The organism is Thalassospira sp. SM2505 (assembly GCF_054901115.1).
In genome coordinates, this window is record NZ_CM142731.1 from 4,462,281 (window position 1) to 4,474,557 (window position 12,277).

General features: G+C 54.1%; 13 protein-coding genes. 8 read left to right on the forward strand and 5 right to left on the reverse strand.

All coding sequences use genetic code 11. The features are described 5' to 3' along the window. Positions 1 to 25 precede the first annotated feature (25 nt). Together ACTU44_RS20850 and ACTU44_RS20855 are read left to right on the forward strand one after the other, a co-directional pair. Positions 26 to 688: a hypothetical protein gene (locus ACTU44_RS20850; RefSeq protein WP_462096275.1), complete on the forward strand. Its 663-nt coding sequence runs from the start codon at positions 26 to 28 to the stop codon at positions 686 to 688. A 113-nt stretch (positions 689 to 801) separates the two neighbouring features. Then, complete coding sequence (locus ACTU44_RS20855) at positions 802 to 1,788, forward strand: squalene/phytoene synthase family protein (RefSeq protein ID WP_114097086.1); 987 nt, start codon at positions 802 to 804, stop codon at positions 1,786 to 1,788. A gap of 90 nt (positions 1,789 to 1,878) precedes the next feature. Here ACTU44_RS20855 and ACTU44_RS20860 read toward each other — a convergent pair whose 3' ends face one another. From ACTU44_RS20860 to ACTU44_RS20875, 4 genes are all read right to left on the reverse strand, one after another. Beyond that, positions 1,879 to 3,075: a phosphoglycerate kinase gene (locus ACTU44_RS20860; protein ID WP_336083085.1), complete on the reverse strand. Its 1,197-nt coding sequence runs from the start codon at positions 3,073 to 3,075 to the stop codon at positions 1,879 to 1,881. 189 nt (positions 3,076 to 3,264) lie between these two features. Continuing rightward, a complete protein-coding gene (dapF, locus tag ACTU44_RS20865; RefSeq protein WP_462096276.1) occupies positions 3,265 to 4,146 on the reverse strand; it encodes a diaminopimelate epimerase in 882 nt (293 codons plus the stop codon). A 7-nt stretch (positions 4,147 to 4,153) separates the two neighbouring features. After that, positions 4,154 to 4,846 (reverse strand): TVP38/TMEM64 family protein, encoded by a 693-nt coding sequence (locus tag ACTU44_RS20870; RefSeq protein WP_462096277.1) that lies wholly within the window; start codon positions 4,844 to 4,846, stop codon positions 4,154 to 4,156. Positions 4,847 to 4,856: 10 nt separating this feature from the next. After that, complete coding sequence (locus ACTU44_RS20875) at positions 4,857 to 5,627, reverse strand: SDR family oxidoreductase (protein ID WP_462096278.1); 771 nt, start codon at positions 5,625 to 5,627, stop codon at positions 4,857 to 4,859. A gap of 92 nt (positions 5,628 to 5,719) precedes the next feature. On the opposite strand from ACTU44_RS20875, the gene ACTU44_RS20880 reads away from it, so the two are divergent. Continuing rightward, on the forward strand, positions 5,720 to 6,304 hold the full coding sequence (locus tag ACTU44_RS20880; protein WP_462096279.1) for a Crp/Fnr family transcriptional regulator: 585 nt from the start codon (positions 5,720 to 5,722) through the stop codon (positions 6,302 to 6,304). Here ACTU44_RS20880 and ACTU44_RS20885 read toward each other — a convergent pair. Beyond that, on the reverse strand, positions 6,268 to 6,786 hold the full coding sequence (locus ACTU44_RS20885; protein ID WP_114097081.1) for a hypothetical protein: 519 nt from the start codon (positions 6,784 to 6,786) through the stop codon (positions 6,268 to 6,270). The genes ACTU44_RS20880 and ACTU44_RS20885 overlap by 37 nt on opposite strands. A gap of 419 nt (positions 6,787 to 7,205) precedes the next feature. On the opposite strand from ACTU44_RS20885, the gene ccoN reads away from it, so the two are divergent. From ccoN to ccoG, 5 genes are all read left to right on the forward strand, one after another. Beyond that, the gene (ccoN, locus tag ACTU44_RS20890; protein ID WP_114097080.1) at positions 7,206 to 8,663 is read left to right on the forward strand and encodes a cytochrome-c oxidase, cbb3-type subunit I; all 1,458 of its coding nucleotides are present in this window, start codon (positions 7,206 to 7,208) and stop codon (positions 8,661 to 8,663) included. A 14-nt stretch (positions 8,664 to 8,677) separates the two neighbouring features. Beyond that, a complete protein-coding gene (ccoO, locus tag ACTU44_RS20895; RefSeq protein WP_336083096.1) occupies positions 8,678 to 9,409 on the forward strand; it encodes a cytochrome-c oxidase, cbb3-type subunit II in 732 nt (243 codons plus the stop codon). A gap of 17 nt (positions 9,410 to 9,426) precedes the next feature. After that, positions 9,427 to 9,588 carry a cbb3-type cytochrome c oxidase subunit 3 gene (locus ACTU44_RS20900; RefSeq protein WP_114097078.1) on the forward strand — a complete coding sequence of 54 codons (162 nt, stop codon included), beginning with the start codon at positions 9,427 to 9,429 and terminating at the stop codon, positions 9,586 to 9,588. Between the two features lie 15 nt (positions 9,589 to 9,603). Next, positions 9,604 to 10,476, forward strand: coding sequence for a cytochrome-c oxidase, cbb3-type subunit III (gene ccoP / locus ACTU44_RS20905; protein ID WP_462096280.1), 873 nt, complete (start codon positions 9,604 to 9,606; stop codon positions 10,474 to 10,476). Positions 10,477 to 10,786: 310 nt separating this feature from the next. Next, positions 10,787 to 12,274, forward strand: coding sequence for a cytochrome c oxidase accessory protein CcoG (gene ccoG, locus ACTU44_RS20910; protein WP_462096281.1), 1,488 nt, complete (start codon positions 10,787 to 10,789; stop codon positions 12,272 to 12,274). The last annotated feature ends 3 nt before the right edge of the window (positions 12,275 to 12,277 follow it).

Sequence of the window (12,277 nt, forward strand, 5' to 3'; positions counted from 1 at the left end):
GTGATCACCTGTGGGAACAGGCGGCATGATGAAACTGCATCTGGCAAACTTTTCGCTCTATAGCGCATTACTCGCTGCCCTCATCACGGTGGGCATGGGTCGGCTTTCTTCTGCCTATGCGCAATCAGATGACGTTCCTCCGATCAGTTCGGCTCCGCGTCTTGCATTTGGCAGTGATCTGGGGGCCGCGATCTTGCCGCCGGCAGGTCATAACGGTATCAGCCGGTATTTTTCCGGACGCACGCGCAGCAGTTTCCTGCTTGGCTCGGAACCCGATGACACTGGACAAAGCAGTCAGTTCTGGCTTGAAATGGACGGGACCCGGAACACCCACAACGGGCTTAGCGCCCAGATCGGGCTGGGCTATTCACCGACACCGGGTCTTGGCATTGCCGTTGGACCGTTTCTTGATCTGAGCGCATCGAAATCGGAAAATATCGGCATATACCAGACGGGCGGCTATGCTTTTGAGCAATCACGCAGGCCACTTCTGTTATCTGAAAGCGACAATGACATAAACGATGCCGGTCTTGCTGCGTCACTTTCCTACATGCCGCTTCAGGATATCTGGATCGGCTTGCATGGCAGTGTGTCGCGCAACCTGACGCCGTCCCAACCCGATCAAAGCGTCCTTGACGGTATTGATGCCATGCTGGGCCTGACCGCGCGCTATCGAATCGAATTCTGATCTGACCGATCGATATCTGCATTTACAGGCCGATGGGCAAATACCCTGTTGCACAGGACGGGCAGTCCTGTATGACTCTTTGAAAGGCAACCCAAAGGGACATATAGACGCGTATGAGCCATTCGCTCCCACCTGAAAATGCCGTACTTGGCGCACCGTTTAATGCCTGCAATGAACTTGCTGCGGCCAAAAACGCCAATCTTTATCGTGCGGCTATGCGTCTTTCTCCGGAACGCCAGCGCTTCTTTCTGGCAAGCTACGCCTCGATGCGCGTCATTGACGATATCGTCGATGACGGTTTTCTTGAGTTGCCCGACGCCGAACGCGATGCTCAGCGCGAAACAGTTATCGAAACCATCAATCAGTGGCAGGCACAAATCATCTCGGCCAAGGCCGGGGCGAAAAATCCGCTGCCCGAAACCGGACCGCTTAGCGGTGATGTGTATGAGGCACTCCGCCTGACCCTTGGCCGCAGTGATCTTGCGACCGATCCATGGATCGAACTGGCTGACGCCCTTCATCGCGACGTTGCCGAAGAACCGATGGATGAATGGGACGATTTCATCGCCTATTGCGAAGGCGCGACTGCTGCGCCTGCATCGATCTTTGTCTATCTGCTATCTGCGCGCTTTGACCCGGAAATCGGCTATACCTCGCCCCTGACCAATCCGCCGATCTATCACGCGCGGGACATGGCAATTTTCTGCTATATTATTCACATCCTGCGCGATCTGCCCGACGACATCAAAGGCCCCGACCGCCTTGTCACCATTCCGTCCGAAATGCTGATCGCAGCCGACATCACCCTTGGCGAAATTCGCAATGCCATCGGTCAGGGCAAGTATGAAGAGCTCGATTATCTCGGGAAAATCATGCTCGAACATGCATGGGAACATTTCGAAACCGGTCAGGCCCGGTCTGGCGAACTTTTGTCTGTCCTTGACACTGACGAGGCCGACACCCTGTCTCGCCTGTTCACGGTTTATATCGAGTTGGGCGGCGCAATGATGGAAAACGGCTATGCCAGTTTCCTCAAAGATCGCAAATCGATCATGGAAACCACCGCCCAGAACAGCCTGCCTGATATCAGCAACGACTGACCATTCTGGATGGTCGCGACACCATCAAGGCAAAAGAAAACCCCGCCAAACTGGCGGGGTTTGTCATTTTCAGGTCGGACCTGATGGATATTATTTGGCGCTAAGGGCTGCAACACCCGGAAGGGTTTTGCCTTCAAGCCATTCAAGGAATGCGCCGCCCGCAGTCGAGACATAGGAAAATGCCTGATCAGAATCGGCGTGGCGCAATGCGGCAACCGTGTCACCGCCACCGGCAACCGACAGAAGCTTTCCTGCCTTGGTCAGAGCTGCTGCATGCTGGGCCACTGAAACCGTTGCCGTGTCAAACGGCGTGATTTCAAAGGCACCGAGCGGGCCGTTCCAGACCAGCGTTTCGCAGGTTTCAAGGCGCTTGTTCAGATCCTTGATGGTTTCCGGACCGGCATCCAGAATCATGCCATCACTTGCAACATCATTGATGTCGGAAACATCATGCGGTGCGTTGGCGGCAAATTCCTTGGCAACCAGACCATCAACCGGCAGAACGATTTCGCAATTGGCGGCTTCTGCCTTTTTGAAAATCTCGCGCGCGGTTTCAAGCAGGTCATGTTCGCACAGTGATTTGCCAACATTGACACCCTTGGCCGCAAGGAAGGTGTTGGCCATGCCACCACCAATCACCAGCTGATCAACCTTGGCAACCAGATTGCCCAGAAGATCAAGCTTGGTGGAAATCTTGGCACCGCCCACAATCGCCATCACCGGATGTTTCGGTGCCTCAAGCGCGTTGCCAAGTGCTTCAAGCTCGGCCTGCATCAAACGCCCGGCATAAGCCGGAAGCGCACGTGCCAGACCTTCGGTCGAGGCGTGCGCACGGTGCGCGCATGAAAACGCGTCATTGACATAAACATCACCCAGCTTGGCAAGTTCCGCTACAAAAGCCGGATCGTTCTTTTCTTCTTCTGCGTGGTAACGCAGGTTTTCCAGAAGCGCGATCTCGCCATTTTCAAGGCTGTTCACAACGCTTGCTGCTGCTTCACCGATGCAATCATCGGCAAATTTCACCGGACGGCCAAGCTGCTTGGCAAGGGCCTCTGCCACCGGCTTAAGCGACATTTCGGGAACGCGCGCGCCTTTCGGACGGCCGAAATGGGTGATCACCACAAGCTTCGCACCGGCATCGGCCAGTTCAATCAGGCCCGGAACGGTACGGTCGATACGAGTCGTATCACCAACCACACCATCCTTCATCGGAACGTTAAGATCAGCGCGCAGCAAAACGCGCTTGCCAGCGACATTGACACCGTCAAGCGTATTAAAGTCAGCCATTATCTGAACCTGCTTTTGAGTTTCACAAAAGACGGGAGGCGGGCGTCCCGACATGGATCGAACCAAATCCTGTTGGGCCCTGTTTTGCCTGATCAGGGCAATCGACGCAAGGCCCGAAGCGGTCCGTAAAAGTACCTGTAAAAAATAACCGGCCGGTCATGATCCTGACGGCCGGTTATCGAATTTCGATCAATGCTGTCCCAGAAGGGATGAATGCAAAAAGCCCTGGAAACTGGTCGCTACCGGCCCGGTCATCAAAACATGGTCATCTGGCAACCATTCGATGGTCAGTTTGCCACCATCCAGAATGATTTCGGTCTTGCGTCCGGTCAAACCGCGGCGCGCAGCTGCCACACCAACAGCACAGGCCCCGGTCCCGCAAGCACGGGTTACGCCAACGCCACGCTCCCAGACACGCATCCGGATCTGGTTTTCGCCAACGATGCTGCAAACTTCGATATTGGCGCGTTCCGGGAACATCTCGTGATGTTCAAGAACCGGACCAAGCTTTTCGATATCAATCGCTTCGGCGTCCTCGACAAAGAACACCGCATGCGGGTTGCCAACATTGACCCCGACCGCATCGGAAAGCGGGCCAAGCGACAGCGGAATGTGGTTGGTATCAACTGCCTCGGCAAGCGGGATATCGCGCCAGTCAAGTTTGACCTGCCCCATATCGACCGTCACCAGACCATTGGTTGACGCATTGGCATCAAGCAATCCGACAACGGTTTCAATGATCGCATCATTGCGGCCAAGCTCGCCCATCACGATGCTGGCAACACAGCGCGCAGCATTGCCACATGCCTCGACTTCGCCGCCGTCATTGTTTCGGATACGCATAAAGGCGTCCGCCATATCATCACGGGCGGGTTCAATAACGATCAGCTGATCACAGCCAACACCGGTCTTGCGATCTGCAATCCGGGCGGCTGTTGCATCATCAAGATCAAGCACGGCGGGATCGCGTCGTCCGTCAAAGACAACGAAATCATTTCCCAGACCATGCATTTTGACAAAAGGAATACCGTTCATACCCGCCTTATAGTCCTGTTTCCAAAACCAGTCCATATGTCGCTTACCCGGATGTAGCACGCCCGGAGCTTTGTGCAAGCTTGCGTTTTTGACGACGGTGATGACCGATCAGAACAAACCAGGAAATCCACAGCACGGCCGACACAGCCCCGGCTCCCCAGATTGCAGGCATCGGATCGACAAGTGAACTTTGTGCGCCGATCCAGGCACACACGATCACATATGGCACGGTGCCAACAAGATAGGCCGAAACGAAATGGACCAACCGCATACGGGTCACACCGGCAAGACAGCATGATACCTCGGGCAGGATCGGCATTGCCCGGCAAATCATCAGAACAACCACGCCATATCGGGCAAAGACATCCTCCATCTCGCTCAATCGTGCGTCATCGGAAATGACTCGCCCCAGCACAGGTCGACCGAATTTCCGGCTCAGGACATATCCCGTACCGCCCGCCAGTATCATACCTGTTCCGGCCGCACATGCGCCAGCCACCGGCCCCAGAAAATATCCCGCCAGTATGGTGATGGTCATGGTCGGTACCGCGACAAACAGATCAGCAACCAGCAAAACAATCACAAGCCCCGCGACAAATGCCGGATCAATCTGTTGCGCGACTTCAAGCCAGTTTGTCACGTCCTCGCGCTGCAAAACGCCCAGAGCAACCAGAACAAAGAATGTAAGAGCAAAGCAGCTCGCCAGAATCAGGGCGATTTTCAAAAGGTCTTTCATGATTCTCGCCCTAGCCCCTGCGCAGGATTGATTTCATCAAGGCAGGCGACACCCGGTTCAGAACGGGAATCCATCGCGCCTTGCCGACAAAGATTTCGTCCCTGTTTTCGGTGATACCATCCCAAATCTCGCTGGCAGCCTGCAGCGCAGATATTTTGCGCATATCGCGGCCCTTGGTCATCGGCGTATCCACGACAGGCAGGAACACTTCGCTGATAGCAATGGGAAGATCGGCCTCTGAAATCTGGTAGCGCAGGCTTTGCGACAGGCTGTGCAGGGCGGCCTTGCTGGCGCAATAGACTGCACTTCCAGTCTTGGGAAAAAACGCCAGTCCGGACGATACGTTTACAATCCGAATCCGGTCTTTTGCAGTTCCGCCTGCCAACATTCCGTGCTGCTTCGCCAAACGGGACATCACCGCGTGACAAATGCAAAGCGGTGCAAGAAAGTTGATCGCCATTTCCCGATCCGCATCACATGGATCGCACGCGCTCTGCGTGATCATGCCCGGCATCTGAACCGCTGCGTTATTGATCACAAGGCTGATAGCTGGATGTGTCGCCAAAACACCATCCATCATCTGCTCGACAGCACCAAGGTCTGCCAGATCACAGAGGACGGTTTGCACGCCCGGAAACTGATCGACAAGGGTTGAAAGTTTTAGCTCTGATCGCCCGTGGGCAATGACCTGAAAGCCCTGATCGTAATAAAGACCGAGAAGTTCCCGCCCGATTCCCGATGTTGCACCGGTAATCAGGACAGATGACGCCCGATTGGTCATAATGATGGTTCCTTGCGCTTTCTGTTAATGACAGATCAGCGTTCAGTTGCCACCTTGCGGCACCTTTTTGCATTAACCCGGGTTTATCAGGCATGGATTTTTGCGGACTGATCAAGCGGCTCGAAAACGATCCGCATCTTGATGGACAAATACGAATTGCCCGTCATGCCAAAGGCACCCGGATCATTCAGCAGGGTGATATCTGTCGCGACGTGATTTTCCTGCGCAAGGGGCTGGCACAGATGTCCTATGTCACGTTCGAGGGCAAGGAATGGATCAAAAGCTTCTTTACCGAAAATTCAGTGATGGGATCACGACGCTGTCAGATCATGAACGCGCCAAGCCATTTTGCCATCACCTGTCTGGAAGACTGTGACATCACGGCATTTCCCTATGACGGGATCAGAAAGGCTGCGGCGGCTTCGCCGGAATTGATGGCGCAGTTTTTTGATTTCAACGAGCAGGTCAGCCTTCGCAAGGAAAAGCGCGAATACGAGTTCCTGTGTCTGTCAGCTCAGGATCGTTATTTGGGGTTTCTGGAAGACTACGCCGCCATCGTACCCCGCCTGACACAGGCCCAGATCGCAAGCTTTATCGGCATTACACCAATCGCGCTTTCACGTATCCGCAAACGTCTTGCTCAGGCAGAAATTTTGGGCGTGGCAGGCGCACAATAACGCACTTTGCTTGGCACGAAACCCGCCTTGGCAAAGTAATCGCGCAAACGCCCGTCAAGTTCGCCGATGGAAACATAGACATTTGCGCATTTGTGAACCTGTGCAAGCCGGGTCATGGCATCGCGCATGGCATCAAGAACATAGGCCCCGGCAACAATTTCAACCGCCATCACATTGTCCACATGCAAGACAAGGCCGTCTTTCATGTCATCACGGACATAATAGGAAAACAGGCCGTGGATATATCCGCGTTCGTTTGAAATCACGATAATGCCACGCTGCCGCTGCCACAGAATCTGGTCGGCATCCGATTTCCTGCCGGTTCCGGGAACCTTTTCGCAGTCTCCAACCGGCAGGCAGTATCTGCCAACAAATGCCCTCCAGTGATCAAAGGACATATCGACCTGCATCATCTGCACCAGCGGATAAGTCATATCCGCAGTATGTGATGTAAGGGGATGTGCCTGATAGGCTTCTGACATGATTGTTGTCCTCTGGAATTTACCTGATCATGCCGCAAATAAATCCGGTCAACCTTGATGTGCATCAACACCTTCGGGTGAGTTGAAGCGCATATATTGCCGCAACACTTGAGGCATCACTTTGCCACCTGTAAGGTTTTCCTTGATTGAATTTCTGCCGCGAATTGCGCGCCGATATTGACGTACATCAATGGCTTTTGGCCCGTCAAACCGCATACTCGCGACTATGATTGGAAAACCTCACCGGCATTGATGTGCTTCTGCTGATTTCAGAAGAGGCACCATGGGTGAGGCTTCAAGTGCAGGTGAATAACCATTCCAATATCCGGTTATTCATGGGGACGGATGAGACTGTCCGAGAGGGTCTGGACAGTTGCCCCGAACACCTTGAACGGGAGTCAAGCATGGGCCAAGGGAGCATGGCACAGACAGCATCACCTTCTGTTGCTGTTAATTATAATATGGACGTTGTGCGCTGGGCCGCACTCGCGACCGTATTTTGGGGAGTAGTCGGATTTCTGGTGGGCGATGTCATTGCCTGGCAGCTCGCATTTCCGGTACTCAATTTCGATACCGAGTTTCTGAACTTTGGGCGTTTGCGCCCATTGCACACCTCGGCAGTTATTTTTGCCTTCGGCGGGAACGCCTTGTTGGCGACTTCCTTCTATGTGGTTCAACGCACCTGTCGCACCCCGCTTTATGGTGGCACGGCGTTGCCTGCATTTGTCTTCTGGGGGTATCAGCTTTTCATCGTGATGGCCGCAATCGGCTATGTTACCGGTGTTACGCAGGGCCGCGAATATGCTGAACCGGAATGGTTCGTTGACCTTTGGCTGACGGTTGTCTGGGTCGGCTATCTCGCAATGTTTGTCGGCACCCTGCTGAAACGTCAGGAACCGCACATCTATGTTGCAAACTGGTTCTATCTGGCGTTCATCGTCACGATTGCGATGCTCCATCTTGGCAACAACCTTGCCATTCCGGTTTCATTGACCGGCGCAAAGTCCTATTCGCTGTTCTCGGGTGTTCAGGATGCCCTGACCCAGTGGTGGTATGGACATAACGCTGTTGGCTTCTTCCTGACAGCCGGCTTCCTCGGCATGATGTATTACTTCATTCCGAAACGTGCCGAACGCCCGGTCTATTCCTATCGCCTGTCGATCATTCACTTCTGGGCGCTGATCTTCCTCTATATCTGGGCTGGTCCGCACCATCTGCATTACACCTCGCTTCCTGACTGGGCGCAGACTCTGGGCATGACCTTCTCGATCATGCTGTGGATGCCGTCCTGGGGCGGGATGATCAACGGCCTGATGACCCTTTCGGGGGCATGGGACAAGCTGCGTACCGATCCGGTTCTGCGTTTCATGGTTGCCGCTGTCGGTTTCTATGGCATGTCGACCTTCGAAGGTCCGGTCATGTCAATCAAGGCGGTGAACGGTCTTTCGCACTATACCGACTGGACCATTGGTCACGTGCATTCCGGTGCGCTTGGCTGGGTTGCCTTCGTGTCGTTCGGTGCGATCTACTTCCTGATCCCGGTTCTGTGGAACCGCGAGCGCCTTTATTCGATGCGTCTGGTTTCCCACCACTTCTGGTTGGCAACCATCGGGATTGTTCTGTACATCACCTCGATGTGGGTTTCGGGGATCATGCAGGGCCTGATGTGGCGTGCCTATGACGAACTGGGCTTCCTGCAATATTCCTTCATCGAAACCGTTGAGGCGATGCATCCCTACTACATCATTCGTGCAACCGGCGGCCTGCTGTTTGTTCTTGGTTCGCTGCTGATGGTCTGGAACGTCTACAAGACGATCAAGGGCGATCTGCGTAACGAAGCTCCGATCGGCACACCTGCCACCGTTGCAGCCGAATAAGGGGGGAACGAGATATGCTTCTTAAAAAACACCATATCGTTGAAAAGAACGTCTTTGTTCTGATCCTCGGCATTTTCCTGACCATCATTATCGGTGGTATTGTTGAAATCGTGCCTTTGTTCACGATGGAACAGACCATCGAGAAGGTTCAGGGGGTACGTCCCTATTCGCCGCTCGAACAGGCCGGCCGTAACATCTATATCCGTGAAGGGTGCTATAACTGCCATTCCCAGCAGATCCGTCCGTTCCGTGACGAGGTCGAACGTTATGGCCATTACAGCCTTGCTGCGGAATCGATGTATGACCATCCGTTCCAGTGGGGTTCGAAACGTACCGGTCCGGATCTGGCGCGTGTTGGCGGCAAATATTCCAACGCCTGGCACGTCGCCCATATGATTGACCCGCGCGCTGTTGTGCCGGAATCGATCATGCCGGGTTATCCGTTCCTTGCTGAACGCAAACTGAACTTTGACGATGCCCAGGCCCATCTCGAAACTCTCAAAATGGTTGGGGTTCCCTATACCGACGAGATGATCGAGGCCGCCAAGGCAGACCTTTACCTGCAGGCCAGCGAGGATGCGGCCTATGACGATGACTTCCTTGCACGTTACCCGAATGCGGCAACGGGTGATTTTGACGGCAAACCTGAACAGCTTACCGAAATGGATGCGTTGATTGCGTATCTGCAGGTGCTGGGCCGGATGGTCGACTTCACCACCTACAATCCGCAGATGAACCTGCGCTAGTCGCAAAGGGGAACGTCATGGAATTCTTTACGCAACTCGCTGACTTTTTCCGCCCGCTATGGGGTTTGTGGCTGATGCTGTTGTTCAGCGCGATTATTGCCTGGGTCATGTGGCCAAGCAAAAAGCGCAATCAGGACATGGAAGCACACGCCCGAATTCCGTTGCAGGATCAGGATTAAGGGGAGAACTGAGCAATGTCGACAAAAGTCGAGAAAGATCAAGTGTCCGGGCGTGAGACCACCGGCCACGAATGGGATGGCATCAAGGAGCTCAATACACCTTTGCCATCATGGTGGGTCTATGTCTTCTGGGTCACCGTCATCTGGTCGATCGGTTACTGGGTGGTTTACCCGTCCTGGCCGACTGCCAACGACTATCTCAAGGGGATGTTTGGTACCACCAACCGTACCCAGCTGCATGAAACCATGAACAATGTTGCCGCAGAGCGCGCACCATACATGGAACGCCTTGCAGCACTGGATGTTTCGGAAGTCGTCAATGACGCCGAACTCCTGAATTTCTCCATGGCAGGCGGCAAGGCAATCTTTGCTGACAACTGCGCACCGTGTCACGGCACGGGTGGTTCGGGCAATCCGGGCTTCCCGTCCCTTCAGGATGATGCATGGCTTTGGGGTGGTTCGCTTGAAGCGATCAACGAAACCATCCATGTTGGTATCCGCTGGGACGCCAATGAAGACACCCGCATCAATGACATGCCGGCCTTCGGACGTGACGAACTGCTTGAACGGGATCAGATTGACGATGTTGTTCAATATGTTCTGAACTTGACCAACAGTGCGACCGACAGTGCAGCTGCCCGTCGCGGTGCCGTTGTCTTCGAAGAAAACTGCGCATCTTGCCATGGTGATGATGCCAAAGGCATTCAGGAACTTGGTGCTCCGAACCTGACCGATGCGATCTGGCTGTATGGCGGCGACAAGGCCACCATCACCGAAACCGTAACCAATTCTCGTCGCGGCGTCATGCCCGCATGGGAAGGGCGTCTTGACGAAGAAACCATCAAGATGCTGACGGTTTATGTCCACTCACTGGGTGGCGGCCAGTAAGGCAGATATTTAAGGGCCAATGGTTTTCAATCATTGGCCCTTTATCATTGGACCTGATTGTCCATAACGATATGTCCGGCACAGTTTTCCGATGATGATCACGTCGCAAATTGACATGTATCATGGTGACTATGCCGGACTTTTCGTATTTTCAGGCTTAGATTTGAATAATGAAAGCCTGCCCCGAAACGCTGTCCGGAAATTCACTTTTCTTTTCTGACAGTCTGGCCGTTTGCTCCGACTGGCGATATCCCGCAAAACCATCGCAGTCAGCACGGCAGGGAGCAATAAACAGGTAGCGAATATGGCCATGTCCAGCTTGCCGCATCCCGATGCAGAACCGGTCTCAGTCCCTGAAGACGATGATCGCGATCAACCGCTTTATAAAACACGCGACAAGGTCTATCCGAAACGCGTCTCCGGCCGGTTCAGAAACCTGAAATGGTTTGCACTGGTCACCTTGCTGGCAATTTATTGGCTGATCCCCTGGATCCGCTGGGATCGTGGTCCGAGTGCTCCGGATCAGGCTGTGCTGATCGACATGGATCTTGGCCGTGCCTATTTCTTCTTCATCGAAATCTGGCCGCAGGAAGTCTATTACATCACCGGCATTCTGATCATGGCCGCCATCGGGCTGTTCTTGGCAACATCCCTGTTCGGACGTATCTGGTGCGGATATGGCTGTCCGCAAACCGTCTGGACCGACCTTTTCATGCTGGTCGAACGTTACATTCAGGGTGACCGCAATGCGCGCATGCGTCTTGATCAGTCAAAATGGACGTTCGAAAAACTCTGGAAAATCGGCGCAACCCATCTGGCCTGGATTGCCATTGCCATGGCAACCGGTGGTGCCTTTGTTCTTTATTTCAACGATGCCCCGACCGTGATCACCGACGTCTTTACCGGTCAGGCAAGCCTTGGCGTTTATGTCACCATCGCGTTTCTGACCGGCTCGACCTACCTTCTTGCCGGTTGGGCCCGCGAACAGGTTTGCACCTATATGTGCCCCTGGCCGCGTTTCCAATCCGCGATGCTTGATGATGAAAGCATGATCGTCACATATGAAGGATGGCGCGGTGAAACCCGTGGCCCGCTCAAGCGTAAAAACCTGACCCGCGGGGAAGTTCCCGAGACAGGCCACTGCGTTGACTGCCATGCCTGTGTCAATGTCTGCCCGACAGGTATTGATATCCGCGACGGTTTGCAGATGGAATGCATTGGCTGTGGCCTGTGTATTGATGCCTGTAACGACATCATGGACAAGGTCGGGTTCCCGCGTGATCTGGTGCGGTTTGACTCGGTTCAGAACACCCAGCTTCGCGCCCAGGGCAAAGCCACCCGCGTTCGCATCATTCGCCCGCGTACCATTTTCTATACGATTATTCTGGCTCTGGTCGCATCGGTGATGGCCTTCGGGTTACTGAACCGCTCAGTTCTTGAACTCAATGTTCTGCGTGACCGCAACCCGCTTTATGTACCCTTGTCTGATGGCGACGTTCGCAACGGCTATACCGTCAAAGTGCTGAACAAGGAACAGGCCACCAAAACCTATCGGTTGACCGTGACCGGCCTTGATGTATCTGATTTCCAGGTCATTGGTCAGACACCCAATCAGCAGGGCAATTTCGATCTTGAAGTCGCCCCTGACCGGGTCGGCAGTTTCCGTGTGTTTCTTGCCGCGAGCCCGTCAGCCCTTGACGGCGAGGCCACACCGTTTGAATTCACCGTGACCGATCAGGAAACCGGAAATTCGGAAACATATGATACAGTATTCGCTGGCCCCAAAACCGGCCACTGATCG

Coding starts and splice junctions, on each gene's coding strand:
- ccoP (WP_462096280.1), top strand. CDS start 9,604: ATGTCGACAAAAGTCGAGAAAGATCAAGTGTCCGGGCGTGAGACCACC.
- ACTU44_RS20900 (WP_114097078.1), top strand. CDS start 9,427: ATGGAATTCTTTACGCAACTCGCTGACTTTTTCCGCCCGCTATGGGGT.
- ACTU44_RS20855 (WP_114097086.1), top strand. CDS start 802: ATGAGCCATTCGCTCCCACCTGAAAATGCCGTACTTGGCGCACCGTTT.
- ccoO (WP_336083096.1), top strand. CDS start 8,678: ATGCTTCTTAAAAAACACCATATCGTTGAAAAGAACGTCTTTGTTCTG.
- ACTU44_RS20850 (WP_462096275.1), top strand. CDS start 26: ATGATGAAACTGCATCTGGCAAACTTTTCGCTCTATAGCGCATTACTC.
- ACTU44_RS20885 (WP_114097081.1), bottom strand. CDS start 6,786: ATGTCAGAAGCCTATCAGGCACATCCCCTTACATCACATACTGCGGAT.
- ACTU44_RS20870 (WP_462096277.1), bottom strand. CDS start 4,846: ATGAAAGACCTTTTGAAAATCGCCCTGATTCTGGCGAGCTGCTTTGCT.
- ACTU44_RS20875 (WP_462096278.1), bottom strand. CDS start 5,627: ATGACCAATCGGGCGTCATCTGTCCTGATTACCGGTGCAACATCGGGA.
- ACTU44_RS20860 (WP_336083085.1), bottom strand. CDS start 3,075: ATGGCTGACTTTAATACGCTTGACGGTGTCAATGTCGCTGGCAAGCGC.
- ccoG (WP_462096281.1), top strand. CDS start 10,787: ATGTCCAGCTTGCCGCATCCCGATGCAGAACCGGTCTCAGTCCCTGAA.
- dapF (WP_462096276.1), bottom strand. CDS start 4,146: ATGGACTGGTTTTGGAAACAGGACTATAAGGCGGGTATGAACGGTATT.
- ccoN (WP_114097080.1), top strand. CDS start 7,206: ATGGCACAGACAGCATCACCTTCTGTTGCTGTTAATTATAATATGGAC.
- ACTU44_RS20880 (WP_462096279.1), top strand. CDS start 5,720: ATGGATTTTTGCGGACTGATCAAGCGGCTCGAAAACGATCCGCATCTT.